General features: G+C 48.0%; 27 protein-coding genes, 1 tRNA gene and 1 other RNA gene. 12 read left to right on the top strand and 17 right to left on the bottom strand.

Annotated elements, in window-relative coordinates:
- Positions 1-4: 4 nt before the first annotated feature.
- Positions 5-1408 (bottom strand): M20/M25/M40 family metallo-hydrolase, encoded by a 1404-nt coding sequence (locus WC764_03710; protein MFA6006802.1) that lies wholly within the window; start codon positions 1406-1408, stop codon positions 5-7.
- 64 nt (positions 1409-1472) lie between these two features.
- Between WC764_03710 and WC764_03705 the strand changes: the two genes are divergently transcribed.
- From WC764_03705 to WC764_03695, 3 genes are read left to right on the top strand one after another with little or no spacing between them, the layout of a single operon-like run.
- Positions 1473-2306: an alpha/beta hydrolase gene (locus tag WC764_03705; protein ID MFA6006801.1), complete on the top strand. Its 834-nt coding sequence runs from the start codon at positions 1473-1475 to the stop codon at positions 2304-2306.
- Positions 2299-3309, top strand: coding sequence for a CapA family protein (locus WC764_03700; protein ID MFA6006800.1), 1011 nt, complete (start codon positions 2299-2301; stop codon positions 3307-3309). The genes WC764_03705 and WC764_03700 overlap by 8 nt, the downstream gene beginning before the upstream one ends.
- A gap of 2 nt (positions 3310-3311) precedes the next feature.
- Entirely contained in the window at positions 3312-4055 is a 744-nt protein-coding gene (locus tag WC764_03695; protein MFA6006799.1) for an RsmE family RNA methyltransferase, read from the top strand.
- A gap of 28 nt (positions 4056-4083) precedes the next feature.
- Here WC764_03695 and WC764_03690 read toward each other — a convergent pair whose 3' ends face one another.
- Entirely contained in the window at positions 4084-5262 is a 1179-nt protein-coding gene (locus WC764_03690; protein ID MFA6006798.1) for a glycosyltransferase, read from the bottom strand.
- Positions 5263-5269: 7 nt separating this feature from the next.
- Positions 5270-5872 (bottom strand): DedA family protein, encoded by a 603-nt coding sequence (locus WC764_03685; protein ID MFA6006797.1) that lies wholly within the window; start codon positions 5870-5872, stop codon positions 5270-5272.
- A gap of 19 nt (positions 5873-5891) precedes the next feature.
- Here WC764_03685 and WC764_03680 point away from each other — a divergent pair, with 19 nt between their 5' ends.
- Both WC764_03680 and WC764_03675 read left to right on the top strand, forming a co-directional pair.
- Complete coding sequence (locus WC764_03680; GenBank protein ID MFA6006796.1) at positions 5892-6557, top strand: phosphatase PAP2-related protein; 666 nt, start codon at positions 5892-5894, stop codon at positions 6555-6557.
- Positions 6538-8760, top strand: coding sequence for an ATP-dependent DNA helicase RecG (locus tag WC764_03675; GenBank protein MFA6006795.1), 2223 nt, complete (start codon positions 6538-6540; stop codon positions 8758-8760). Before WC764_03680 ends, WC764_03675 begins: the two co-directional genes overlap by 20 nt.
- 83 nt (positions 8761-8843) lie before the next feature.
- Here the strand turns inward: WC764_03675 and WC764_03670 are convergent, their stop codons facing one another.
- From WC764_03670 to WC764_03660, 3 genes are all read right to left on the bottom strand, one after another.
- A complete protein-coding gene (locus WC764_03670; GenBank protein ID MFA6006794.1) occupies positions 8844-9284 on the bottom strand; it encodes a hypothetical protein in 441 nt (146 codons plus the stop codon).
- 146 nt (positions 9285-9430) lie between these two features.
- Positions 9431-10102, bottom strand: coding sequence for a transposase (locus WC764_03665; protein ID MFA6006793.1), 672 nt, complete (start codon positions 10100-10102; stop codon positions 9431-9433).
- Between the two features lie 62 nt (positions 10103-10164).
- The gene (locus tag WC764_03660) at positions 10165-10536 is read right to left on the bottom strand and encodes a hypothetical protein (protein ID MFA6006792.1); all 372 of its coding nucleotides are present in this window, start codon (positions 10534-10536) and stop codon (positions 10165-10167) included.
- A gap of 65 nt (positions 10537-10601) precedes the next feature.
- On the opposite strand from WC764_03660, the gene WC764_03655 reads away from it, so the two are divergent.
- Positions 10602-11714 carry a glycosyltransferase gene (locus WC764_03655; protein MFA6006791.1) on the top strand — a complete coding sequence of 371 codons (1113 nt, stop codon included), beginning with the start codon at positions 10602-10604 and terminating at the stop codon, positions 11712-11714.
- Between the two features lie 7 nt (positions 11715-11721).
- Here the strand turns inward: WC764_03655 and WC764_03650 are convergent, their stop codons facing one another.
- From WC764_03650 to WC764_03625, 6 genes are all read right to left on the bottom strand, one after another.
- The gene (locus WC764_03650; protein ID MFA6006790.1) at positions 11722-12459 is read right to left on the bottom strand and encodes an NTP transferase domain-containing protein; all 738 of its coding nucleotides are present in this window, start codon (positions 12457-12459) and stop codon (positions 11722-11724) included.
- Between the two features lie 6 nt (positions 12460-12465).
- On the bottom strand, positions 12466-13050 hold the full coding sequence (locus tag WC764_03645; GenBank protein MFA6006789.1) for an alpha/beta hydrolase: 585 nt from the start codon (positions 13048-13050) through the stop codon (positions 12466-12468).
- A gap of 16 nt (positions 13051-13066) precedes the next feature.
- Positions 13067-13139 (bottom strand) — tRNA-Ile (locus WC764_03640).
- 21 nt (positions 13140-13160) lie between these two features.
- A complete protein-coding gene (locus WC764_03635) occupies positions 13161-14108 on the bottom strand; it encodes an N-acetylmuramoyl-L-alanine amidase (protein ID MFA6006788.1) in 948 nt (315 codons plus the stop codon).
- Between the two features lie 4 nt (positions 14109-14112).
- Positions 14113-16050: an ATP-dependent zinc metalloprotease FtsH gene (ftsH, locus tag WC764_03630; GenBank protein ID MFA6006787.1), complete on the bottom strand. Its 1938-nt coding sequence runs from the start codon at positions 16048-16050 to the stop codon at positions 14113-14115.
- Positions 16051-16058: 8 nt separating this feature from the next.
- Entirely contained in the window at positions 16059-16655 is a 597-nt protein-coding gene (locus tag WC764_03625; protein MFA6006786.1) for a PH domain-containing protein, read from the bottom strand.
- A 120-nt stretch (positions 16656-16775) separates the two neighbouring features.
- On the opposite strand from WC764_03625, the gene pyk reads away from it, so the two are divergent.
- A complete protein-coding gene (gene pyk / locus WC764_03620) occupies positions 16776-18191 on the top strand; it encodes a pyruvate kinase (GenBank protein ID MFA6006785.1) in 1416 nt (471 codons plus the stop codon).
- On the opposite strand, the gene eno is transcribed toward pyk, so the two are convergent.
- Entirely contained in the window at positions 18172-19488 is a 1317-nt protein-coding gene (gene eno / locus WC764_03615; GenBank protein ID MFA6006784.1) for a phosphopyruvate hydratase, read from the bottom strand. The two genes, pyk and eno, sit on opposite strands and share 20 nt — an antisense overlap.
- 118 nt (positions 19489-19606) lie before the next feature.
- Here eno and WC764_03610 point away from each other — a divergent pair, with 118 nt between their 5' ends.
- Positions 19607-19999, top strand: coding sequence for an adenylyltransferase/cytidyltransferase family protein (locus tag WC764_03610; GenBank protein MFA6006783.1), 393 nt, complete (start codon positions 19607-19609; stop codon positions 19997-19999).
- Between the two features lie 45 nt (positions 20000-20044).
- Here WC764_03610 and WC764_03605 read toward each other — a convergent pair whose 3' ends face one another.
- The gene (locus WC764_03605) at positions 20045-20299 is read right to left on the bottom strand and encodes a hypothetical protein (GenBank protein MFA6006782.1); all 255 of its coding nucleotides are present in this window, start codon (positions 20297-20299) and stop codon (positions 20045-20047) included.
- A gap of 176 nt (positions 20300-20475) precedes the next feature.
- Here WC764_03605 and WC764_03600 point away from each other — a divergent pair, with 176 nt between their 5' ends.
- A complete protein-coding gene (locus WC764_03600) occupies positions 20476-20886 on the top strand; it encodes a hypothetical protein (GenBank protein ID MFA6006781.1) in 411 nt (136 codons plus the stop codon).
- A 41-nt stretch (positions 20887-20927) separates the two neighbouring features.
- Here the strand turns inward: WC764_03600 and WC764_03595 are convergent, their stop codons facing one another.
- The 3 genes from WC764_03595 to smpB all read right to left on the bottom strand — a co-directional run bounded on the left by WC764_03595 (position 20928) and on the right by smpB (position 22276).
- The gene (locus WC764_03595) at positions 20928-21200 is read right to left on the bottom strand and encodes a GIY-YIG nuclease family protein (GenBank protein ID MFA6006780.1); all 273 of its coding nucleotides are present in this window, start codon (positions 21198-21200) and stop codon (positions 20928-20930) included.
- Between the two features lie 100 nt (positions 21201-21300).
- Positions 21301-21731: a transfer-messenger RNA gene (ssrA, locus tag WC764_03590) on the bottom strand.
- Between the two features lie 101 nt (positions 21732-21832).
- Positions 21833-22276 (bottom strand): SsrA-binding protein SmpB, encoded by a 444-nt coding sequence (smpB, locus tag WC764_03585; GenBank protein MFA6006779.1) that lies wholly within the window; start codon positions 22274-22276, stop codon positions 21833-21835.
- 26 nt (positions 22277-22302) lie between these two features.
- Here smpB and WC764_03580 point away from each other — a divergent pair, with 26 nt between their 5' ends.
- Genes WC764_03580 through WC764_03570 form a run of 3 tightly spaced genes read left to right on the top strand, consistent with a single transcriptional unit; the run spans position 22303 to position 24877 of the window.
- Positions 22303-23301 carry an ATP-binding cassette domain-containing protein gene (locus tag WC764_03580; GenBank protein MFA6006778.1) on the top strand — a complete coding sequence of 333 codons (999 nt, stop codon included), beginning with the start codon at positions 22303-22305 and terminating at the stop codon, positions 23299-23301.
- Positions 23276-24076, top strand: a complete 801-nt coding sequence (locus WC764_03575; protein MFA6006777.1) for a hypothetical protein — start codon at positions 23276-23278, stop codon at positions 24074-24076. Before WC764_03580 ends, WC764_03575 begins: the two co-directional genes overlap by 26 nt.
- A 9-nt stretch (positions 24077-24085) precedes the next feature.
- Positions 24086-24877: an ABC-2 family transporter protein gene (locus WC764_03570; protein MFA6006776.1), complete on the top strand. Its 792-nt coding sequence runs from the start codon at positions 24086-24088 to the stop codon at positions 24875-24877.
- Positions 24878-25099: the final 222 nt, after the last annotated feature.

Genomic DNA, 25099 nt, shown 5'->3' with positions numbered 1-25099 from the left:
TAAATTAATTTTTAGCTAATTCTTCATATAAATATATCATAGAATCGACTGTTTTGTACCAGTTGGCGATGTGTAAAGATTCATTATATGAATGGGCATTGCATTCTGGATCTTCTATCCCCATAAGGAGGGCAGGTGCATTATTCAACGCCCTAGAGAACGGTTCGACGAATCCTATTGACCCGCCGGAACCCATCATGACTGCATCTTTGCCGAAACCTTTCTTCATTGCGCGGGCTGCCGCTTGGAGGGCCGGGCTTTTCGTATTAGCACTCCACCATGACACACTGTGGCCCGGCATAATTTCGAGCTTCATATTCTTCGGCGCGTTCGCCTTCAAGAATTTAATAAGTTGGTTCAGGGTCTTCTTCGGATTCATATTCGGCACAAGGCGAATACCAAGATGTGCCCAGGCCGATGCTGTAATAATATTAGACACCTGCGCGCGCGAGGAAGCTTGGATAGCATTCACACTTAAGGCCGGCCTGTGCCAGATCTGTTCGTATACTGTGTAGCCCTTCTCGCCGGCAAACTTGGTGCCGGACAACATATGCGCATGAGCACGATACTGCTTCTCGTTAAAAGGCAATTTCTTTAACGCCGCACGTTCTGATGCAGAAAGTTTCTTAATGTCGGCGTAGATACCGGGCACTGCAATTTTGCCGTCTTTGTCGGTAAGTTTAGAAATCAGCTTGACGAGTTCTTGAACAGGGTCTGGTATCGGCCCGCCGAATTGACCGGAGTGGAGAGGCTGGGAAAGAGCATGGAGTTCGATTTCGCAATCAACGAGACCGCGGAGCTGGGTGGTGATGCCCGGGATGCCGTCGCCGAAGTTCTCGGTGTCGGCAATCACGATATAGTCGGCCTGCAATTTCTTAGAATATTTCGCCAGGAGTTTTTCGAGATTTACAGACCCGATCTCCTCTTCGCCTTCGAAGATGCATTTAATATTGACCGGCAATTTGCCTGTTGTTTTTAAATATGAGTCTATCGCGGCCAAGTGTGCAATGATGCCCGCTTTGTCGTCCGACGTGCCACGCCCATACAGTCTCCCCTTTCTTTCTTCTGGCATGAACGGTGCCGACTCCCAGAGCTGTTCATCGCCAACAGGCTGGACGTCATAGTGCGAATAAAGTAAAACAGTCGGCAAGGTCTCTCCTCCAGAGAGAGGTGAGTCCTTGCCGCCAATCCACTCGCCGTACACATACGGCAAAGCCCCTTCTATATTAATAAGTTCAACATTCGAAAGGCCGACCTCTTGCATATAGCCAGCCACTTTGGCGGCGCAAGCGGCCACGTCCTCTCTATTATCATCAGAGCTCGAGATACTCGGAATCTGCGCCAGCTCCTTAAGCTTCTCTATATATTGAGTCTTTTTGGCAGCGAAATGGCTGTGCGGGTTTGACATATAGTCTAGATACGATACCACGAAAATAGACAATTGGCCACACAAAAGCTATGATACACGAGTCGTGACTTTTGAACGAAAAGATATAGTAATCGAAGGGTTCCGCGCCGCTTATTGGGAAAAAGGGGTTGATCAGGCGCAAACTATCGTTATCATCCATGGCTTCCCCGGTAATCACTCGGGGCTTATTGATGTGGCGCGGCACCTGGACGGCTATCATGTAATACTCATCGACCTGCCGGCCTGCGGCGAATCAGAAGCACTGGCCACAAAACATTGTATTATAAACTATGCCGATTGGCTTAATGAATTCCTGCGCGAAAATAAAATAGAGCATCCGATAATCGTCGGCCATTCATTCGGCGGGCGAGTGGCGATGCAATTCGCTGTCAAATATCCGCAGGCGGTGGAAAGATTAATCCTGCTTATGCCGGTCATCGCCGCAGACGGTCTAGTCACGAAGGTCGGTTTGAATATTGCTGGGGTTCTCCCAAACAGCTTGAGAGTTAAGATAGCCAAAAGCAAGACATATCAATATTTTCTAAGCCACCTACTAATTAAATCAAGTAACAGTACCAAACGCCACGAACTGTATGATGCGAACATGAAAGAAGTGTCCCATCTCGAACCGCGAGCATTCACAGAAATTTCTGATGAGGTGCTGACTAAAGATATATCGTCGCTTGCCTCGCAGGTCGCAATACCGACGCTTGTCGTGGCCGGAGGGTCGGACGAGATAGCTACAACCAAAAGCCTGCGAAAACTGACTTCTAAAATACCAAATAGTTCGTGGCGCCTTATACCCAATACCGGCCACGTTCTGCCGTTCGAGGAACCGGAACATGTCGCTGATTTGATAAAATCCTGGCTTACGCTATCATATACGAATCATGCGTAACGCGGCATTAGCGGGAATTTTGGCGATATGTCTTATGGCTGGCTTGGCGGTAGTAAGTGCCAAACAAAACGCCACCAAAAAAAACACGGAGGCGGTGATTATTCCTCCGGTGAAATTTGCTGTTGTCGGCGACATTATGCTGGGGCGCCAAGTCGGCACGCTTATGGATACCAACGGCTATGATTACCCGCTAAAAAATATCTCATCATTTTTGAAGAATTTCGATTTGTCGGTCGGCAACTTCGGGGGCACGGTCCGAGAAAAATATAATTATCGCGACGGTCTGGCGATGAAGTTTTCTTTCTCGCCCAAGTCGATTGCCCAGCTTATCGATGCGAACTTCGGCGTGGTTTCTATCGCCAATAATCATGCCTTCGACTACGGGGCTCCCGGCTTCGACGAAACGAAAACCAATTTACAAGCGTCAGGCATAAGCCCCATTGGCCATCCTTACGACCTTTCGAAAGGTATTGTTACAACCGTCGAGCTTAGAGATAAAAAAATAACCTTTATGGCGTTCAACGCCACTGTGCCTGTATTCGACACCGCCAAGGCTGGCGATCTGATAGCGAAAGCGCGAACAGAAAATCCAGGATCTTTGCTTGTTGTGTTGGCGCACTGGGGTGATGAATACGCGCCAGAGCATAATTCGAGGCAAGAATCGCTTGGTCGCGCTTTCGTAGACAGGGGCGCGGATATCGTCCTCGGATCGCATCCGCATGTCGTCCAAGATATAGAGCGCTATAAAAATAAATTGATCTTTTACTCGCTCGGCAACTTCATCTTCGACCAGAACTTTTCTGACGAGACTAGGCGAGGCTTGATGCTTGGCGTTCAGTTGAATTCGACAACCACTGAGCTAGGCCTCTTCCCCATTAATATCACTAAGAGCCAGTCGGTATTGATGTCGAAGGCTGAACGTGCCTCATTCCTTGCCGCCATTGCAGAGAAGAGTCCGGCTGAACTTGCTTCGGCAATCAAAAACAGCTTAATCAGCTTCTAGGTATGTCATATTTTTTCGCCTCGCAAAATTTAATGGCCGGAGAAGAAGCGATTATCGCCGGCGAGGAAGCTCACCATCTGATGCACGCCAGGCGCATCCGTATCGGTGAAGCTATTAAACTGCAGGGACCGGACAAACGCCGTTTCCGCGCAGTGATATCAGAAATCGGACGCAGGAACATTACCGTACACGTCGACGAGGAAATAAAAGTCCCGCGCGAGCCACGAATCCATATACATCTCTTCCAAGCTTGTACGAAGGAAAAGACTATCGATGTTATTCTGCAAAAAGGCACGGAGCTCGGCGTCGAGCAGATTCACTTCTTCCAAAGCAGTAATTCTCCGCAACAGCTCTTGGACGGAGCAAATGACAAACTGGAACGTTGGGCAAATATTGCGCTTGAATCCGCTAAGCAGTGCGATCGTGTTGTCTGGCCCGCCATCGAGATAATTAAAGACGAGGAAGAATTAGAGAAGCAAGTCCTCGCCATGGATCATTTCTATATAATAGATGCAAAAGGCAAGAAATCGCTTTCGCATATGGCCTCGGAAATTCCGAAACTGCTCGGTCTCTCTGTTGGCATCTGTATCGGCCCGGAAGGCGGCTTATCGGAAGAAGAACTCGCGCAGTTTGCCAAGTCAACCAACGCCATTATGGCACATCTCGGCCCACGTACTCTCCGTGCCTCCACAGCCGCCCCCGTCGCAATCTCAATCATTCAGTCTATTCTGGGCGATATGCAATAATGCCGGCTCCGAGGTTCAACCTTAAGCATCAAAAAGGTTGAACCTCGGAGACAATAGTCTTATATACAGATTCATACTCGTCCAGCATATGTTCTGACGAATGACTTTCTTTTACTATTTTTATGCTTTCTGCGCCGAACTTTTTTTGCAGATCTTTGTCGGTAATAAGTTTCTTTAGATTTTCAGTCAGGGCGCTGACATTACCGTTCGGGAAGAGATATCCGTTTTCGCCGTCATGACATAACTCGTGCAACGCGGCAACGTCCACTGCAATAATTGGCAGTCCCGACGCCATAGCCTCAAGCGTGACGATACTTTGGAGCTCGGCCGGTGAGGCGATGACGAAGACTGTCGCGCCATTATATAAAAGCGGCTTATCCTGATCATCGATGTACCCGGTAAATATTACCTGGTCGGTAATCCCCAATTCCGATACTTGTTTCTGTAATTCCTTCATCATAGGACCGAATCCGGAAAGTACGAGTTGGACTTTTTGTATTTTCAAAAGTTCGGCAACAGCAGAAACGATTACGTCTACGCGCTTCTCGCCATCAAGCCTGCCAAGATATAATATGACTGGACGATCTGTCGCAATATTATATTTCTTTATCACACTGTTTACATCTTGATTCGGTTTGAATACTGCCATGTCTATGCCGTTAGTCACCGCGCGATGCGGCATGCGTAAGCCGTGCGCAACAAGCAAATCAACCGCCGTCGGCGTTGGCGAAGTCACGAAGCTGGCTTTGTTATGGAACCAGATCAAAAATTCCCAAGTTAATTTTGTCAGCATACCATCGAATATTTTCGGCCAACGAAGATTGCCTATTAGGTTTTCCGGCATGAAGTGGTTAGTGGCGACTACCGGGATTTTATATCTCCGCGCCCAGAACATTATCGACAGACCGATGAAATACGCCGTGTGGGTATGAATCACGTCCGGTTTATCTCGCAGAATAATACGTCGAGCAGAAAGAAAAGGTGCGAGACTGAAACGATATTTCTTATTCGCCCAGAAGACAATACTGCGTTCACGATGGATAGTATAACGACCGTCTATTTCGTCGAAGTTTTTAAATGATGGCGAGGGCGCCCAGACAGTCACTGTGTGGCCTCTGTCTATCAAACCATTCACGAGCCGTCTCTCAAACAAGGCACCCCCATCGGCATTCGGCCAGTAACTTTCGGTCGCAATGAGGATCTTCATATTACTCTCAGGAGGTGAGACCTCCGCCTCTGCCGGAGGACTCACCTCCTGACCGTTTATAAAACCACCAAGCAACTGCGAGAATGAAGACAACAGATAATACCGCCGCAACACCGTTCACATACTGATTAATGAGAGCGAAGCTCGCGCCACCGTAAATGCCGATTGTTTCCAGAATGAACACGCGCGGAACGGTACCGACAAAATTATAAAATAAGAATTTGGGATATGGCATCTCGGCCGCACCTGCGGAGAAAAGAACGAGAGAGCCGGCACCATGCGCCTTCGAAAGTAAAAGTAGCTTCCACCCTCGTGTGTGGAAATATTCCCGCACGTGGGCAACGCGTTCTGGCGTGAGGCCAAAGTACTTACCCCAACGGCGAACGAATCCCTCTCTGCCCCATCGGCCGATGAAATAATATAATGTGTCACCAACCAAGTCACCGGCAACAAGAACACAGAAGACACCGAAGGCGTTCAACAGCCCGAGCGAAACCAAAAAGCCGGAAATAAGCGTGACGACCGGCCCTTCGACGATCGAAATCGGGAAAATAATGGTATACCCATAGTGCTCAATCAATGCTATAATCGAAGCCGTACCGAAGAACATATAGCCAATAGTAACACGTATGGACAAGCTTAAACAACTCGACTTGCACACTCGTATACGCGACCGTGCTTTCTTGGCCTCTTCGGCAGTAGGCCTTCTAATGCTGACTTTAAGCTTCTGTATCAACTATTTCGCAGGTACCTATGCAACCGAATCTATCAGCAATCAAGTCAGCGACCTTCTCCTTGATCGGATACCGGCTTGGGATGTGGAACTTCTTTATGTGCAGGGCGCAGTTATAATGTGGACAGTCGTGACAATGTTGCTTCTATATAAACCGCGCTATTTCCCATTCTTCGCGAAAAGTATGAGTCTTTTTATTCTGATACGTTCTTTCTTTATAATTCTGACTCATATCGCACCACAGCATGAGATAATACCTGCCGCGAATTTCTTTGCGAGCAAGCTGACATTCGGTGGTGATCTATTTTTTTCCGGCCACACCGGCGGGCCATTCTTGGTCGGTCTGGTTTTTTGGCGGAATAAGTACGCACGTTCTTTCTTTTTCTTTCTTTCGGTTATTTTCGGCACAGCCGCTATCCTCGGGCACAAACATTATTCCATCGACGTCTTCGCCGCGTTCTTCATCACATACAGCATCTTCCGTATCGCGCAATACCTTTTCAAAACCGATTATGAACTGATACACAAAGGACATACCGTACATGGCGATAGTACAGCCTAATACTCCACTTGCAGAGATATTTCGCCTCACCCCGCCCCAACGCGCGGGGCTTACAAAATTGCGTATTGCAACCGCGTCAGACTTATTGCGCCACTTCCCCGCGCATTATGGAGAAAAGGCGGAGCTCAAGAAAATTCAAGACCTCAAAGCCGGTGACTACGCAAGCATCACCGCACAAATTATAAGTTCCAAAACTCTAAAGGGATACAGAAGTAAAATCCCGATGGCCGAACTCCATGTCGCGGACAACACTGGCAAGATCAAAGCAATCTGGTTCCATCAAGCCTACATGGCCAAGAAGGTTCCGGAAGGCGCTTATGCCCGCCTGACCGGCACAGTGCAGGATAGGAACGGAGAACTATATCTAGCCAACCCGGAGCTTGAGTCAATATCAGGAATTGATCTGGGTAGCGAGGGATCGCTCTTCGAGAAAGGAGAAATTACTGCAACACCAGTTTATCCAGAGACGTCAGGTGTTACTTCGCTTTGGCTTCAGCATAGCGTTCAGAAATTACTTCGCGCCAAAGTCCATGAACTTTTACAAGATCCGATTCCGAAAGAGATACTTGCGCGTTACAATTTACCGTCATATAAAACCGCGCTCGTCTGGATACACACTCCCAAACGCGACGAAGACGCTATTGCTGCGCGCAAACGCTTCGCCTTTGAAGAAATTTTCTTCATTCAACTCTCGCGCCAGATGATGCGTCAAGCATATGAAGCTAATCCAACTTTTCAAATCAGCCCGAGGACAGAGGTCGTAAAAGAATTCATGAGTCGTTTCCCGTTCAAACCTACAGTGGCACAAATTTCGGCAATAGAAACAATACTTTCTGACTTCAAATCCGGTAAGCCGATGTTGCGTCTCTTGGAAGGTGATGTCGGCTCGGGAAAGACAGCTGTGGCGGCTACAACAGCGTATGCCGCAATGAACACCAAGCCCGGGAAGCAAGACTTCGGCACTCTGCAAACAGCCTATATGGCACCAACGGAGATTCTGGCCAAGCAACACTTCGAATCTTTCATCTCTTACTTTAAACATCTGCCGGTAAACATCGCCCTCATCACCGGCAGTGGTTGTAAAAAATTCCCGTCGAAAATTAATCCCGACGGTTGGACCGATATCTCACGCACCCAACTCCTCAAGTGGGTGGCGAACGGCGAGATCGCAATCCTCGTCGGCACGCACGCGTTAATACAAAAATCAGTAAAATTTAAGCATCTAGCATTTGTCGTTATAGATGAACAGCACCGCTTCGGTGTCATGCAGAGACGCGCGCTTGCAAACAAGCGCGCAGAAGTTAGGAGTTTGGAGTTAGGAGTTAGGGAATCCACCCCATCTCCAAACTCCCATCTCCTATCTCCTGTTCCGCATTTACTTTCCATGACAGCAACGCCCATCCCGCGCACGCTTGCTTTAACAATCTACGGCGATTTAGATTTAACTTTACTCGACGAACTCCCTGCTGGCCGCAAACAAATCGTCACCGACATCGTCTTGCCAGCGCAAAGAGATGAAGTTTACGAGAAGATAAAGAAAGAAATGAAGACCGGACGCCAACTCTACATAATCTGCCCGAGAATTAACGAGCCTGATCCGACCAAAGAAATGGCGATACTGGCCAAGTCGGTGACTGCCGAGGCAGAACGATTGCAAAAAACTATATTTCAAGAATATGCAGTAGGCGTCATGCACGGCAAATTGAACCCGAAAGAGAAAGAAAAAATAATGCATGATTTTTCTGAACACAAGTTGGATATATTAGTCGCAACATCGGTCGTTGAAGTCGGCGTGAACGTACCGAATGCCACAATAATTATTATAGAAGGTGCGGAAAGATTCGGTCTAGCCCAACTCCACCAATTAAGAGGCCGGGTGCAAAGAAGCAGTTATCAGCCGTATTGCTATGTCTTCACCGATTCTAAATCAGAAAAATCTCTATTGCGCCTGCTGGCGCTTAAAGATGCCAAAAATGGCTTTGAGTTAGCCGAGCAAGACCTGATGTTAAGAGGCGGCGGCGAGCTCTCCGGCAGTAAACAATGGGGCATTTCTGATCTAGGTATGGAAGCAATAAAAAATATAAAGATGGTCGAAGCCGCCAGAGCCGAAGCCAAAGCGCTTATCTTCAAAGACCCCGAACTCAGAAAGTATCCCGCGTTAGCGACCCACATCCAAAATTCAAAACTTACCCATCTGGAATAATTCGGAGGTCCGACCTCCGAATTATTCACTGTAGAAATGCTTCGGCCGCGGGAGATTGCTCTGCCCGCGGCCACCGCTTCCAATCACTCCTTTTTTCCGTTCGCAGGCCCGTTGATCTTCTCGAGATTCTCGGCCCAGCCAGCGAGATCGAAGTCGTCTTTCCCCCCGTGGACCCAGTAGTGCATCTTCGGCAGCGTGAGTCGCCCATCCTTCCATTCGCAATCGACTCGCTTGCCAAAAGCCCAGAAAATACTCTTGGCATCCGAGCTGCCTATGTCTGACGAGAGGAGAATGTCCACCTGGACACCCTCAATCTTGAAACTGTCGAAGAGTCTGCCCTTGGTAATCGGCCGAAACGATAGGTCGAAGCTTGAGCCGTGAAACTCTTCACGAAACTTGCAGAACAAGCCATTCATTTGGCGTTCGATTACAGCCAGATCCTTGGCAAGCTCCACAAGTAATGTGGCGTTTCCTCCAGTCAGGTCAACGCCCTCGGCCTTCAGTCGTTTGTTGATGTCAACCATGAGACCTTTTCCCTCTCTTTCGTTGCGGGTGATTGGTACAGTATTAACAAAAGGCTATCACAAGTGAAAATTTACGCAATCGCACGCTTTTTGTCCTTACAACAACCCTTGTGCCCAATTGTCGGAGGTCCGACCTCCGATTATTCTTATAAATCGATAAACAGCCTCTTTTCTGAACTCATAAACCCATCTCCAATATTCTCGACCAAAAATTCCTGGTGTTCTTCATAATCTTCAAATATCTCCGCAAACTGGTCCGTTGATATGATTGAGGGAAAGTTTGCCTGACCAAGGTAATCTGGGCAACTTGACCAGCGATAATTTTTCAGATATGAGATCATTCCGCCTTCGGTTTTTGTTGCTGACACATCAAGCTCGACAGGATTTAAGTGAATGTATCGCACTAGGATTGGCAGGTACTGCTCATCAAGTACGGGTATGCTTTTGTACTTTCCCTGGAATAATACGCCGGTGCGTTTATAACGATGATTATAGTACATGGTGTACGCAGTGCAAAGCTTTTGCATGAACTTGCTTACTCCGCCATCTTTCCTCTGATTCAGCATGAGATGAAAGTGGTTCGGCATAAGAGCGAAACAGACAACATCAACCAACAATTCCCGTTTATGAGAATTTTCGGAGGTCGGACCTCCGATTATTGATTCGGCGAAGACCTTCTCCATCAATGCGCGGTCGTTACAAACATAAAGATAGTGAACAAACCGAAGATAGTCACTTTCGTCGTGAAAAATTTCCTGCTTGTTCGTGCCTCGGTTATAGATATGGTAAAAACAGTCGGTTTCCAATATGCGCTCCATATCCATCATGATAACACGAATTTCGGAGGTCGGACCTCCGAAATTGGGGAAAAACTCAAAACTTACCCATTTGGAGTAGAAACAAGCTCTCGTAGTGATTCGCGGAGTTCGGCCAGAGCGGTTTTTAATTCTGAGAGTTCCTCTGCGCTGATTTTATGATTTTCTTTTTGGAAAATGTCAGCAATGACTTTCGTATATCTCTGCATGCTTGCGGAAGCTCTTTTTTCTTCTTCTGTCTCGCCTTTGTCGACAACTGGCTGATAGTCCAACATCAGTAGCCCGATATGTGACAAATACCCTTGTTGTTCTTTTGGTAATTCTGGCTTAATGTCATCAAGATGGCCGTCTCTTATAAAGGTTTCTACGCCATTCACTAGCGGGCCCCAAATAGCCCACTTTGTTTCTGATTGATTATTGCCTTCTATATTGGCCATATGGTATATCCTACCATGAATTCTATTGGCGAGAAAAGGCACTGATTTTATGGTATTATTACCCCATGCATATCGGGATGTTCACGGACACTTACGAGCCCAAGATCGACGGCATCGTCAGCTCCATTAAGACTTACACGGCCGAGTTGGAGAAGCGCGGACACACGGTAAAGATATATTCGCCCAAGAATGCTTTTTTTAGAGAAGAACATACTGCACATCCGGACAACACGCGCATTCCCTCTTTATCATACTACGCCTACCCCGACTTCAGACTAAGCTTGCCTTACGACCCGCGACTCGTCAATAATATCAGGAAAGAGAAGTTCGATGTTATTCATACCCATACGCCGGGTTCTATCGGCCTGCTTGGTATCGGCGCGGCCCGACTCTTCGGTATCCGTTCTGTGCACACTTATCACACAAATCTTGAGGAATATCTGCACTACTTCCCTGCGCCGGAGATAATCAGCAAGTACGGCGTAAAGAAGTTCGTGGCTATCTATATGAACCGCCACGATGCCTGCATCGCTCCCTCAACCGCCGTCAAACGCCTGCTTACGGATTATGGCGTGAGTGTTCCTGTGCATGTCTTGCCATCGGGGGTCAATTTTGATGATTTCGATAATTTGCAACCACAACCAAAAGCCTACCCTTATATTATGAGTATGAGTCGGATAGGCAGAGAAAAGAATCTTGCGTTTTTGGTAAAGGCCTTTGTGCTTGTTTCGAAATCTCACCCCGACATTCATTTCATAATAGCCGGCGGCGGGCCGTATGAAGATGAGTTGCGCGAGATAGTCAAAGCTTCTCCTGTACATGACCGGATTCATCTGACAGGATTCATCAAGCATGGCGAACTCTTCCCTCTGGTCGCGGGTGCCAAAGTATTTCTCTCCGCCTCGACGACAGAGACTCAAGGCTTAACCACACTCGAAGCGCTCGCTTGCGGTACGCCGGTCGTGGCCGTCAAAGCAAGCGGCGTCGAAGACACCTTGGCTGGAGACAATGGCGGTTATCTTGTCCCAGAGGATCTCGAGAAATTCGCGGAAAAAGTTTCTCTGCTTTTGAATAACTCGGAGATTCGCACAGCGAAATCTAAAGAAGCTAAGTTAAGAGCAAATGATTTCAGCATAGAATCCTGCACCGATAAACTGCTCGGAGTTTACAAAAGTTAGAGTGAGGCTAAAGTAAGGTCTCGACAAGGGCAAGCTGTTCTCTAGTATTAACACCGAGCGCTTCTTCGGGGTCTATCTCGACACTGCCGATTTTTTCTTCATCTTTTACCGCAAGCGCCAATAAATCGGTGAGATAATATTCTTTCTGCGCATTGTCGTTCTTTATGCTTTTGAGAGCCGGCCAGAGCCAGGCAGACTTGAAACAATAATAGCCTGGGTTCACTTCTTTTATTTCAAGTTCTTCTGTCGTTGCGTCTTTTTTCTCTATAATCTTTTCCAAAGTGCCGTCCTCGGCGCGAATAATCCTGCCGAAGTCGTAAAAGCCGGCGTACCAATCTTTAAAATCAGGGACGGTTGTCGTCGCCATTGTGAGCGTGTTATTGCCGGACTTATGTGCACGCACCAAATCTTTTATCATCTTCGCCGACACAAGCGGATGATCGCCGTAGAGCACGAGCACGTCATCGGCCTCCGGCTCAAGCAAGGCCTGCGCGCATTGTACCGCGTGGCCGGTGCCGAGACGTTCTGCTTGGATGACATAATTATATTGCGTGCCTAGAGTTTTTTCGACGAGCTCGGCGTGGACACCGATAACCAATGTCGGATGAGCATCGGCGCCCGAAGCGCGTATCGCCTCGAGCACGTACGAAATAAGCGGCTTGCCCTTCAAGGGTACCAAAACCTTCGGCATCCCGTCTGCCGCCATGCGTTTACCCTCACCCGCCGCCAATACAACTACATTCATAATATATCAGTAGATTGTTCCCTTGAACGGTTTTAATGACGCGATTTTTTTGAGAGCAACAAGCGCCTGGGGTAATTCACGAAAGCCGCTTGATCCGTTCAGGTGTCCTCCGTTCTTCACTTTTATCAATTCACACGAAAGCAATTTTGCTAGCTCCTCATCTTGCGTAATATCCACAAGCTGATCGTTGTCTCCGTGAATTACAGTGAACTTGCTCGCTTTCCTTTTTATCAATTTTAAATCAAAAGGTTGCGCAAAGAATGTATCGAGTTTACCGTTCCTGTATCCTTTTTTTGTTTTAATAGGTCCGGAGACCAGAACGGCACCGCCTATTTTTACTTTTGTTTTTTCCAAATATCTTAGAATCGCCGGCACACCCAGACTGTGGCCGACTAAATACGTATCTTTATTCGGTTTACCGATGCAGTAATCAATCATTGCAAGCCAGTCTTTACAGATAGGCTTTTCTGGCGATGGCATTGGTAAAGCGCAAGCGTACACGCCGTATTTGGCAAGTTCGCCCATGAGCCATGGTCTCCATCCTCCGTTCGGCTCACCTTCAAATCCGTGTATCAGAAATATTTTCTTCATTTCTTTAATAAATCAGTCCGCCCTCTTGGACTCGAACCAAGGACCCAGCGTGTATAAGACGCTTGCTCTACCAACTGAGCTAAGGGCGGTTAGGATGTAAGCTTATCAAACTATCGCGTCGTAGACAATGCGACCTTTTGATTAAAGTAATCTTCGATTCCGAGGTAGGTAGCGTGGGCCAGGTCGCGCAAAGTTTTGTCCCGGAGTTTGAGATCTGTAAATTTCTTCTCATAAATATAGCCGTACTCGATAAGCAATGACGCGCCATCGCGCGTACCATAGGAGCCGATGGCGATGAGCTCTTGGTCTTCGACCAAGGCCGGCTGCTCTTTTTTATAACTGCTCCTAGGCTCGATATGCGCCAATTCTCTGGCAATACTATCTCCTATGGCCTTACTCGAACGGGTGTTCGGAAGCTGACTTTCTGGTATATAAATCGCGAATCCGGTATATTTACCGGGCTGATTTGTATATCGTCTCGGGTAATCGTTCAGATGTAAGTGTAGTACCAAATCGACAGCATGTTCGTTCGCATATTTATTGATGCCGTAGAGAACAAGCGCGGTCGGACCGGGCGCGGTGTTATGTTCGACCCCTGTAGTCGGCGTGAAAAGTCCTTGAATTATAGCTTGCGCAGTCTTAACTTTTGCCGAGGTGGTAAAAACCTTAACGTCAATACTGCCCTCCGCTATGTAATCTTTGAACCATTGAGTGAAGTCGCCGGATCCGTCTCTGGTAATTTGAGACGTGAGATGAGTGTCTTTATTCAACTCCTCCTGGAGATACTTCCCGAGCTGGAGCACGAGTTCGCGCTCTTTGAGATTTTTATATTCCGTACCGCCGGTGTCTTTTTCATGGCCTGGTACAATCAGAACTTTAAGCGAGCTATTTGCGTATTCGGAACGTATCGCGTCGGGAGTAATCTTCTCGGCGAAGAAAATGCCGGCAAGATAGGAATAGGCGGAACTTAGATTTACGACACCGGCATCTTGCAAACCGAAAAAGCCTATTGAGGCAATGAGTACGAACACTAAAGCGTACACGTAACGGACGCGCATCGCTTTATGTTTCCGGCGTTATAACCACCGGTTCTGACACGGGCAGATTATCAGGGAGTTTCTTCGGCTTGATGCCGTTCAAGATGAGCAGGTCTTCGAACTCTTTGCGTTCTATCGTCTCTACCTTGGTAAGCTCGTTCGACATATTGTGGAGCGCCTTCTCGTGTTCGGCAAGAATCCTCTTGGCGCGCGTTCCTGCATCGTTCATGATTTTAGAAACTTCAGAATCGATAATCGCGGCAGTATTCTCGGATACGCCAGTGCCGGAAATTCTACCGCCGGCAATGAGCATATGATCGTCGCCGGCCACATCCACCGGGCCAACTTTGTCCGACATACCGTAACGCGTCACCATATCTCTTGCGAGCGCCGAAGCGACAGCAATATCATTCGATGCTCCGGTCGTGACATCACCGAATATCATCTGCTCTGCCGTATAGCCGCCCAAGGAAACCGCGATGTCGTCCATAAACTGCTTCTTGGTGTGCATCCTTTTTTCTTCAAGTGGGAGTTTAAGAGTATACCCTGCCGCCCGACCGCGAGAAATGATTGACACCTTGTGCACAGGATCGGAATATTCCAATACAGAAGCGATAAGAGCGTGGCCCATCTCGTGATAAGCGGTTATCTCTTTCTCTTTCGGGCCGAGAACGTGGCTCTTGCGCTCTGGACCGAGCATGACTTTCTCTACCGATCTTATAAGATCGAATTGGCCAACCTTAGTACGTTCTTCGCGAGCGGCGAGGATTGATGCCTCGTTCATCAAGTTCGCAAGGTCGGCGCCGGAGAATCCCGGGGTGCGTTCGGCGATTGTGCGGAGCTTAACATCTTCAGCAAACGGCATCTTGGCGCCATGAATTTTTAGTATCGCTTCACGATCGTTAATGTCCGGCAAGTCGATAGTAACGCGGCGGTCGAATCGGCCCGGGCGGAGCAGTGCCACGTCAAGCACATCCGGCCTGTTCGTCGCCGCCATCACGATAACTTTATCGTTCGGCTCGAAGCCGTCCATCTCAACGAGAATTTGGTTCAACGTCTGTTCGCGTTCATCATTGCCACCACCGACACCCCCACCACGATGTCTGCCAACTGCGTCAATCTCATCTATGAATATTATTGCCGGCGCCGCTTTCTTCGCCATATTAAAGAGGTCGCGTACGCGTGAAGCTCCGACACCCACAAACATTTCGACGAATTCGGATCCTGATAAATATAAAAACGGCACGCCAGCCTCGCCGGCAACTGCGCGCGCTAGCAGAGTCTTACCCGAGCCCGGTGGTCCCATTAGTATTACGCCTTTCGGAATACGCGCGCCAATATCCAGAAATTTCTTTGGGTTCTTGAGAAAGTCGACAATCTCCATCAATTCTTCTTTTGCCTCCTTGGCACCGGCCACATCAGAAAATCTAACCTTTTGCTTCTCATCGTTAGGATCAATCATGCGCGCCTTGGACTGGCCGAAAGAGAATGCCTGCATCGAAGATACCTTAACCTGCCTAGAAAGAAACCAGATGAAAAGTAGAATCAGTGCTATAAGCGGAATGTAGGGCAACACAAGACCGAAGAAAAAGTCCCAGCCGGAAGGGCCGAGCACTTCTATCTGCACAGCGGATAATCTGTCGGGACTTACGCCGTAAGCCTGGATTGTTTCGTACACGGTGCTCCCCGGTTCCTTTTTGGCGAACTCTGTCTTACCATCCCTTAACGTGATATTAAGCTGATCGCCTTCTACTGCTATCTTCGTTACATTACCAAGCGTTATTTCTTTCGCAACGTCAGATACCGGCACTTCCGTTTGAGTCTTTTTTTCAGGAGAAAATAGCGAATAAGCACTGGTGAAGATCATTAGAACCACGATCGCGATCAGAATCTGACCAGAAAGCTGCTCGAGGGGGCTCGATCCGTTATTCTTCTTTTTTTCTTTTTTGTCCTTTTTTAACATGCGATCTATTATTTATTTTTGTGCTCAGGACGAATGCAAGAGTTGATAATATCTGCTAACCGATACGCCTCGTCTACAGGAAAACCCATAAGAGTAAGTGTGGTTGATTGGTCGCCCTCCAGCACTCCTCCCGTGATGGCATTCTCTACCCGAATATGGGCGACGTTGCCCATCCGCTCAAACATATCTTGATTGACGCGGATATTCCGAATGCCGGAGAACGGCACGCTTCTCTCGATTCTGCGAAATACTCCGGCTGTCACATCGATATAATCTGGAAAGAACTTGAACTTAAATTTCTGCATCCAGAAATTGAGGTAAATTGCATACAAGACGACAAGAATACCGAGGATAAGACCAGCACAAATGAGTGACACTTCCCATCCGCCGATGAGTCGCCTAATGTACAATAACGGTCCTAAAACGAACACCGCCGACATAAAAAGTATAACAACAGACATCCTGGTGAGTTGAACGACGAAGAAATTCGGCGCACTTGGGAATGTGCGGTTGGAGACTTCTAGGGCGCCACGGTATTGCTTCGGTACTGTCTTATGGCCGTGTAATTCTATGTGCCCCCCATGATGGATGTAATCTGCGGTCATAGGCGAACTATTTAATATAAAAGAACCGCCTAAAGTATACACTAAATTTGACAATTAGTATAGACGCGAGCGGATACATGGTGTAAAATAAGACGGTATAAATAACAGTCAAAAGTAGTCATGGAACTCAGAAAAAAAACTAAGATAGTCGCCACTATCGGGCCGGCAACAGAGAAGACGGAAATTCTGACGAATCTCATAGAAGCCGGGCTCGACGTCGCCCGTTTTAATTTCTCTCATGGCTCTCACGAAGAGCATCAAGTTCGCCTGGAGGCAGTTAAAGCCGCTGCAAGTAAGACCCGTAAAACAATAGCGGTTATTCAAGACTTGAGCGGGCCCAAAATACGTATTGGAGATTTTAGTACTGAACACGTACAACTTGTCTCTGGCGAGCCCTTTACACTTACGACCGAACAAATAACCGGCGACACCACTCGTGCTTACGTTAATTATCCCCTCTTACCGAAAGAAGTAAAGGTTGGCGGACAGATACTCTTGGATGACGGAAAGAAGCGCTTGGAAGTAACGAGTATTAAAGGCAAAGAAGTGCATTGTAAAGTGATAGTCGGCGGAGAAATTAAGGGCCGACGCGGAGTGAATCTGCCGGGCGCCAACCTGTCTATAAGCGCGCTTACAGAAAAAGACAAAGAAGACCTGCAATTCGGCCTGAATAACAAAGTTACCTACTTCGCACTCTCATTCGTCCGCCACGCCGACGACATTGCCGAGTTGCGCGCTATCCTAGACGTGGCCGGCAGTGATGCGGGAATAATCGCCAAGATCGAAACGCCGGAGGCCGTCGACAATATCGATGCGATAATTGCCCTCTCTGATGGCGTCATGGTCGCGCGTGGCGACCTGGCGATAGAAGTACCAGCCGAGATGGTGCCAATGATCCAGAAGATGATAATCAGAAAGTGTAATGACGCCGGCAAGCCCGTCATCACTGCGACTCAGATGCTCGAGTCGATGATAAATTCACCAGTACCAACGCGCGCTGAAGTGTCAGACATCGCCAATGCCATCATAGACGGCACCGACGCCGTGATGCTTTCGGAAGAAACCGCACTCGGCAAATATCCGGCCGAAGCGGTGCGAGTAATGTCGCGCGTCGCGCTACAGATAGAACAGAATTATCCCGAGCGCGATCTCCAATATAAATCAGACAACACCGAGATCCCGGACGCGATCACCAGTTCTGCGGTAAAACTTGCTCATGATATTAACGCCGAGCTCATTGTCGCCCTGACAGAGTCTGGCTTTACCGCCAGGATGATATCGCGTTTCAAACCCAACAGGCTTATCGTCGCCATGACCCCGAATGAACACGCGTCGGAGAAAGTGATGCTCTCTTTTGGCTGTTATCCGCTAATCATCCCCCGCTTCAAGACTATTGATGAAGCCTTCGATCTCGTCCGTAGCCACTGCCTTAAGCATGGTATCTGTGAAATAGGTGGCAAGGTTGTGATAGCCGCCGGCGCTCCGTTCGACACCAAGGGGACTCCAACCAATATGCTTATCGTGAAGGAGATTTAAATAATTTTAGTCCGGCGTACACCGCCTTGTCGCCCGCCGATTCTTCCAATCTAAGAAGCTGATTATATTTCGCCGTACGCTCGCCTCGGCAGAGTGAGCCGGTTTTAATCTGGCCAGCTCCAGTGCTTACTGCCAGGTCGGCTATTGCTGTATCCTCCGTCTCGCCGGAACGATGCGAGATTATTGTGCCCCAACCGGCCGCCTTCGCTTTATCTATTACTTTTAGCGTCTCCGATACTGTACCGATCTGATTTAATTTTATCAAAATTGCGTTCGTGCTTTTCTCTACTAGACCGCGCTCTAGGCGGGTCATATTGGTAACATAGAGATCGTCGCCAACTATTTGTATTTTATCACCCAGACGTTTTGTGAGTTTACTATAGCCCTCCCAGTCATCTTCGTGTAGCGGGTCTTCTATAGAGACTATCGGATAGTTCGTAATCATCTCCGCATACCAGTCTACCATCTCTTCTGTTGTCATTTTTTTCTTGGCAATCTTGAGTTCGTATATAGAGTCCGAGGTGAGTCCTCCAGAGAGAGGTCTCTCCTCGGACACGACTTTGAGCTCGCTTGCTGCGATATCTAGCGCAATACTTATATCTTTACCCGGAACGTAACCTACCGCATTTATCGCTTCGACAATAAATTTGGCCGCACTCATGTTGCCACCCAAGGCTGGCGCGTAACCGCCTTCGTCACCGACGGTAGTTTGAAAACCTTCTTTATTAAGAATTTTCCCTAATGCATGAAATATTTCTGCACCTGCGCGTAAAGCATCATGAAAAGTTGGCAAACCATGCGGAACGATCATAAATTCCTGAATATCGGTCGAGCCGGCTGCGTGCGCTCCGCCGTTTATCACGTTCATCATCGGTACCGGTAAAAGAATTTGACGCTCGGCGTCCGGGTCCTGTTTTGAGACGCCGAGCGTCTTAGACGTCTTAGCATAAGCCAGCGAGACGCCGAGAATAGCGTTGGCGCCGAGTTTGGACTTGTTCGGCGTACCGTCGAGCATTATGAGAGTTTGGTCTAATAGGGTCTGGTCAACGGTCTTGCCGATTATTGCAAAGGAGATCTCTTCATTAATATTCTTGACCGCCTTCAATACTCCTTTGCCTCCATATCGTTTCGGGTCGCCATCGCGGAGCTCCAGCGCTTCATAAGTACCGGTCGATGCACCGGACGGCACCGAGGCTCGCCCCATCGCGCCACCTTCCAGCGTAAGGTCTACCTCCACCGTCGGATTGCCACGCGAGTCAAGTATCTCCCGCGCGTGTATTGATTGTATTTTGTTCATATATCAAATATAAAAAGCTATCTGCTTATGCCCGCAGTATACTATAGACTAATATATGTTGGAAGTTTCTGCCTTGCAGGCCAAAGCAATCTGTGAACAACTGTGATATTATATAATAATGCCAAAAACAGGAATGCTGTTCGGGGTCTTCGACCACTTGCACCCGGGGCACGAGTACTTCCTCCGCGAGGCGGCCGGCCAATGCCAGAAGCTTATTGTCGTCGTTACGCACGACACGCTCGTCCGCGAACTCAAAGATCACTCTCCTAAACAATCCGCCCGCGAACGAATGCGTGGCGTGAAGGAGAGTATGCCGGAGGCCAAAGTCGTCATGGGCGACAAACATCTCGGCTCATGGGAGATTCTGAAGAAATATAAACCCGATATAGTATTCCTCGGCTATGACCAAGAGAACATCGTGAGCGAATTAAAAAAAATGAAAATCCAGTACGAGTTCATAAACGCCCACCATCCGAAGAAATTCAAGTCCAGCTTGCTAAATAAAAAATAAGAAACGGGACGCCCCGGTCGCAGGATTGCGAACCGGGGCAAGTGGTCACGTGGACGAGATACTGTCGTCCGGCTCGAACCGGACGCGCGGCCGAGGCTTGGGTCCGGTGTTACAGACCCTAGCCTCGGCGTCGGCGGGGATCAAGATTATCTGCCCGCGCAGACCCTCAAAGAAGATGGTCGCGGGGATGCTCTCGTCTCCCGGATTCTTGCCGAGGACTCCGGGCACCCGCTGGTAAGTGGTGCTCGCGTCCCCCACAACCGTGAAAACGCAGTAGTCGGGCAAATTGATTGCCTTCATCGCGCCTCCTAACGTAAAGTGACCGTTCAAACAACATTAAAAATCTATCACGACAACAGAATAGATGTAAAGGGAAAATTAATGTCGAGGCTTACAAGTAATCTGCCACAGACAGAACACCAAACTGAACAGACTTGCTTAATTCCAAATAATCGTTAGTATGGATGCCGATATTGATGCCAACAACTACTTATTGGCCAAATAACCAGGGGATTGGTGCGGAGGTCAACATGGACGAGATTATCGGGCAAGAATCCACTCAACGAGAACTCGTGAAATCCACAGTTCTAGCTCTTTGGGAGAACAGGTCCGAAGACGGGACTCTCCCTGGAGAACTATTCAGGGAGACACTCGAGACGTTGCGACTCGCTGGAAAGTATCGGTGGGCGAAGGATATCCTCAGGCTCAAGTTCACGAGCGGAACAGTCAAGCTCGAGCTGGGAGACCTGCTTGGCGAAATGGAGACGGTGATAAGGGCGCAGGGCGCGAACAAGAAAACCTATTCGTTCACCCAAAACAATCTGGGATTTCTACTCTCCGCCACGAGAAGCTACTTGTTGATCAGGTACTATCCGCCTGAGGCTTAGAGCAAGCTTTTGGCCACATGAAGGCCTCCTTCATGTGGCCTTCATGTTTTAACTTTTGTATCGGATCCGAGTTTGTATCTCTCAATCAGGAGTTCCTTCTTTTCTCGCCGCCATTTTTTAATTTGGATTTCTCTTTGTCTGGCTTGTATTAGCGTGTCGTATTCTTCCAGAAAAACCAAATTAAAGTCTGGTTTATTTTTTGTAAACCACGCACCACAATTTTTATTGTGTGTGCGAACACGCGTGTCCGGATTTTCAGTGATGCCGACGTATAAATCGTTTTTTGAATTTTTAATCATATACAGACAATACATAATTGTATTATAACAGAAGCCCTTCGACTACGCTCAGGGCACTCGCGCGTCGGGGTGGCTTGCCACGAGCAAGCCCCGCCTTTTTGGGGCGGGGCGCGTCGAGTGGAAGTGTCGGGAATCGAACCCGAGTGCAAAGTGTTGGCCTTACTATTTCTACGAAGCGTAGTCTGCTTTTCCCGGAGCTGCCGGGTGATTCGCACAAGTCATTTGTAAACAGACAAACGATGACTCGCGCTAGTCTCTTGCCCTTTCGGGCTTCATTCCGACTCGAGACCTTTCGGAACTAAACCTCAATGTATGACACGTGGTCCCGGCCTATGAGATATTGGTCTGGTACGCGTCCCAACGTAAAGCTGGGAATCAGCACGAGCTTACGCTAATGCCGGAGCAAAGGCCATAAATGGGGATACCATTCGCTTTGCTACTTTAGATAAGTTAGCATTTATCTTTTGCTCGAATTTTTACGATGTCTCGAGCAGTATCGGCTTCGCATATGCAAAGTTGCGCACCTTGTCTATGCCTGGCACTCCCGTATTTTGCAACAGGCAACCTCACTTGTGTTTCCCGAGTCGGCGTCGGAGCCCAGCGTTAGCTGGGTAAAGACGCGAGGGAGGCACATGTGAGGTTTCCTGTTACGATGACAAAGTTCTGCGAATGTCGCGTTCGGCGTCTCTCTTCTTTAAGACTTCGCGCTTGTCGTACTTCTTACGACCCTTGGCGACCGCAATGCTTACTTTGATCCGTCCGCTCTTATTATACAACGCCAGTGGCACGATAGTCAAGCCTGCCTGTTCGCCCTTACCAATCAGCTCTTTAATTTCCTTCTTAGTCAGTAAAAGCTTGCGCGTGCGCGTTGGGTCATACCCAGCCGGCGTGTTGCCCGTCTGATACGGCGGAATATTTACGCCTATTAGATATGCCTCATTATCACGAATAATAACGCGTGTTCCCTCCAAGCTCCCGTGCCCGCCTTTCACTGATTTTACTTCAAATCCAAAAAGCTCTATCCCCGCCTCAAATTTCTCGAGGATATCGTAGTTAAAGTGGGCCTTCTTGTTGCGGATTTCGGTAAACATACTGAATTAGTGTATACTAATTTGGCATGAAATCCAATTCGATAACTGTTACTAATCTGACGAAAAAGTTCGCCTTTTCGGCCAGAGACTCTTCTCGTGGATGGGTCAGAAACCTCTTTGCGCCCGTGACCAAAGAGATAATAGCCGTGGACAACATCTCCCTCTCGGTCAAAAGCGGCGAGCGAGTGGCCTTTATCGGCCCGAACGGCGCAGGCAAGTCCACTACGATTAAAATGCTTACGGGCATATTATACCCAACTGCGGGAGAAATAAGCGTCTTAGGCCTTGACCCAGCAAAGGACAGAAAGAAACTCGCTTATCAGATAGGTACTGTCTTCGGCCAGCGTTCACAACTCCTGCCCAACTTGCCCATCACAGACTCGTTCGAATTCTTTGGCGTGATGTACGACATGACCGATACGGAAATAAAAAAGCGGATTGAAGAATTGGTCGGAATATTCGACCTAGGCTCGTTTGCCACTCAACCGGTTAGGAAATTATCGCTCGGCCAGCGTATGCGGGCAGAAGTCGCAGCCGCCCTCATCCATAAGCCTAAGATAATTCTGCTCGACGAGCCAACCATCGGCCTCGACGTGGTGGCCAAGAAATCTCTGCGCGATTTGCTTCTTAAGATAAATAAAGAAGAGAAAACGACAATATTCCTAACCTCGCACGATGTCGGTGATGTCGAAACTCTCTGCGACAGGACCATCATCATCAATCATGGCGTGATAATCAAGAACTTGCCGACTAATGAACTGGCCAAGGCCTTCGTTTACGAGAAATACATCGACCTTATCGCCGATGAACATTTCCGGAACTTCCCCGAACTGCCGGATGGCATACGCTACGCCTCTAAAGACGTGAATAAAATTTCCGTCATCGTAGATATAAATAAAATTTCGGTAAAAAACGCTCTCCGTAAATTGCTCGACCTGTTCGAAGTTGAGGACATCGACGTGAACAACGCCGACCTTGAGGCGGTAATCAGACACATCTATGAAAGCGATAAGGCTGGCCAATAAAATAATTACGACGCAAGTCAGAGACCACATCCAATACCCGGGCCGGTTGGCAATAGATACTATGACGATGGTGGCGCGTTGCGGAGTCTTACTTGGCTTGTATTGGTACGTCTACAAACTTAATGGCGGAATAATAAAAGGCATACCATTCTCCTACGCCGCGTGGAGCATCTTTTTCTACTTCACCTTCTCTGTCTTCCGTCTGCGCGATATCGCTCGGCTAATTATGCAAGACGTCCAATCCGGCAACGTTGAGGTTTTGCTTTCTAAACCCATTTCGTATCTCTCATACAGAATATGGTGGCAAATCGGCGCCGGCTTGTATTCATTCGCCTTCATCACAATACTTTCTACAATAATTCTGGCTCTCCTCATCGGCATCCCTGACACAATGACTGTAAATATCTTCTTGCCAACGCTTGTCATCACGCTTCTATTCTGCACTGTCCTTAATATCCTCATTTACTCTGTCGTCGGGCTTTTGGCCTTCTGGATAGAGGATGTTGTACCGGTCTTTTGGATAGTAAACAAAGCCGTGATGATACTGGGCGGGTCATACCTCCCTGTCGCCCTCTTCCCGGAATTTATGCAGAAGCTCGCCACATACAGCCCATTCGGCGCTTCATTCTTTATCACTCACACCGTCTACGCAACGTGGCAAACCGATTGGCCGAGACTGTTAAGCATTCAGGCTGTCTGGATAATCGTGCTGTCTATCGCTGTATATTTTATGTTCAATAAAGCAAAAGTTAATGTTTCTGTAAACGGCGGTTAGAATAAAAATATGAATGAACTTAAATTCGCCTTATATGCAATAAAGAAGAATATCCAGAGCAGTGCGGAACTTCGCACCAGCTTCCTTATGAACGTCATCGGCATGGCGCTTAATAATATCGCCTTCATTATTCTCTGGGTATTCTTCGTTAAATCTGTCGGTATCATCGGCGGATGGACAGCGTCAGACATAATCGGCATGCAAGGGTTCTTGGCAATCAGTTACGGTATCGTATTTTCTGCCTGTGGCGGTCTGCGCAAACTTGCTGACTATGTGTCGTCCGGCTCATTCGATCGATTTATGCTCTCGCCAAAAAATTTACTATTGCGAATAGCCACGTCGGCCTTCGGCGCTTCTGCGCTCGGCGATCTGACCTTCGGCATTGTCGGACTTATTGCCTATGCCTTTTTAATTCATGCCTCTGTTTTCCAAATCCTGTTGGCGATACCGCTTATAATTATTTCAACACTTGTGTTCTTCTCTGCTGTGGTTACTGTATACTCCTTCAGCTTCTTCTTCGTCGATGCGAATACTGTTACGACCGGACTCTTCGAGCTCTTTATGACACCGACATTATTCCATGGCGGAGCGTTCCAAGGCGGGATGCGATTCGTTTACACATTTATTATTCCGTCACTACTGGTCGGCGCCTTACCTATTGAGGCGATTAGGAACTTCACGCCGGATAAAATAATTTTACTTTTTACACTATCAATATTCTGGTTCTTCCTATCAATAAATATTTTCAAGTACGGCGTACGCAAATATGAAAGCGCCAACTTCATGACCTTCGGCGGCTAGTGTTTGTCTAAATTAATCAGCGACCGCTTATTTATTTAGAATTTCTGGAAAACGAGATGTTGTTTCTTTGGAGTATAAACTAAAAAAACAGCCCGAATTATTTTGAAGCGAAGGTGAGTCCTCCGGTTTCGAGCGGAGGTCTCTCCTTGGCTACATTCAGACTGTTCTCTTGACCTCGCCCGCCCCGACACTGCGTCGGGGCGGGCGCTCTGACTGACCCAC

Source organism: Candidatus Paceibacterota bacterium (assembly GCA_041660505.1).
Lineage (GTDB): Bacteria > Patescibacteriota > Minisyncoccia > Phycocordibacterales > JACRKE01 > JBAZWG01.
The sequence above is the reverse complement of the archived record's forward strand: the minus strand, read 5'-3'. Positions and strand labels throughout refer to the sequence as shown.

Bases quoted from the DNA above. Each gene is read 5' to 3' on its own strand.
- WC764_03690 (MFA6006798.1), bottom strand. From the start codon at position 5,262: ATGAAGATCCTCATTGCGACCGAAAGTTACTGGCCGAATGCCGATGGG.
- WC764_03635 (MFA6006788.1), bottom strand. From the start codon at position 14,108: ATGCGCGTCCGTTACGTGTACGCTTTAGTGTTCGTACTCATTGCCTCA.
- WC764_03700 (MFA6006800.1), top strand. From the start codon at position 2,299: ATGCGTAACGCGGCATTAGCGGGAATTTTGGCGATATGTCTTATGGCT.
- WC764_03665 (MFA6006793.1), bottom strand. From the start codon at position 10,102: ATGGAGCGCATATTGGAAACCGACTGTTTTTACCATATCTATAACCGA.
- ftsH (MFA6006787.1), bottom strand. From the start codon at position 16,050: ATGTTAAAAAAGGACAAAAAAGAAAAAAAGAAGAATAACGGATCGAGC.
- WC764_03580 (MFA6006778.1), top strand. From the start codon at position 22,303: ATGAAATCCAATTCGATAACTGTTACTAATCTGACGAAAAAGTTCGCC.
- smpB (MFA6006779.1), bottom strand. From the start codon at position 22,276: ATGTTTACCGAAATCCGCAACAAGAAGGCCCACTTTAACTACGATATC.
- WC764_03610 (MFA6006783.1), top strand. From the start codon at position 19,607: ATGCCAAAAACAGGAATGCTGTTCGGGGTCTTCGACCACTTGCACCCG.
- WC764_03600 (MFA6006781.1), top strand. From the start codon at position 20,476: ATGCCAACAACTACTTATTGGCCAAATAACCAGGGGATTGGTGCGGAG.
- eno (MFA6006784.1), bottom strand. From the start codon at position 19,488: ATGAACAAAATACAATCAATACACGCGCGGGAGATACTTGACTCGCGT.
- WC764_03670 (MFA6006794.1), bottom strand. From the start codon at position 9,284: ATGGTTGACATCAACAAACGACTGAAGGCCGAGGGCGTTGACCTGACT.
- WC764_03655 (MFA6006791.1), top strand. From the start codon at position 10,602: ATGCATATCGGGATGTTCACGGACACTTACGAGCCCAAGATCGACGGC.
- WC764_03570 (MFA6006776.1), top strand. From the start codon at position 24,086: ATGAATGAACTTAAATTCGCCTTATATGCAATAAAGAAGAATATCCAG.
- WC764_03660 (MFA6006792.1), bottom strand. From the start codon at position 10,536: ATGGCCAATATAGAAGGCAATAATCAATCAGAAACAAAGTGGGCTATT.
- WC764_03710 (MFA6006802.1), bottom strand. From the start codon at position 1,408: ATGTCAAACCCGCACAGCCATTTCGCTGCCAAAAAGACTCAATATATA.
- WC764_03695 (MFA6006799.1), top strand. From the start codon at position 3,312: ATGTCATATTTTTTCGCCTCGCAAAATTTAATGGCCGGAGAAGAAGCG.
- WC764_03685 (MFA6006797.1), bottom strand. From the start codon at position 5,872: ATGTTCTTCGGTACGGCTTCGATTATAGCATTGATTGAGCACTATGGG.
- WC764_03625 (MFA6006786.1), bottom strand. From the start codon at position 16,655: ATGACCGCAGATTACATCCATCATGGGGGGCACATAGAATTACACGGC.
- WC764_03595 (MFA6006780.1), bottom strand. From the start codon at position 21,200: ATGTATTGTCTGTATATGATTAAAAATTCAAAAAACGATTTATACGTC.
- WC764_03650 (MFA6006790.1), bottom strand. From the start codon at position 12,459: ATGAATGTAGTTGTATTGGCGGCGGGTGAGGGTAAACGCATGGCGGCA.
- WC764_03675 (MFA6006795.1), top strand. From the start codon at position 6,538: ATGGCGATAGTACAGCCTAATACTCCACTTGCAGAGATATTTCGCCTC.
- WC764_03575 (MFA6006777.1), top strand. From the start codon at position 23,276: ATGAAAGCGATAAGGCTGGCCAATAAAATAATTACGACGCAAGTCAGA.
- WC764_03680 (MFA6006796.1), top strand. From the start codon at position 5,892: ATGGACAAGCTTAAACAACTCGACTTGCACACTCGTATACGCGACCGT.
- WC764_03605 (MFA6006782.1), bottom strand. From the start codon at position 20,299: ATGAAGGCAATCAATTTGCCCGACTACTGCGTTTTCACGGTTGTGGGG.
- WC764_03645 (MFA6006789.1), bottom strand. From the start codon at position 13,050: ATGAAGAAAATATTTCTGATACACGGATTTGAAGGTGAGCCGAACGGA.
- pyk (MFA6006785.1), top strand. From the start codon at position 16,776: ATGGAACTCAGAAAAAAAACTAAGATAGTCGCCACTATCGGGCCGGCA.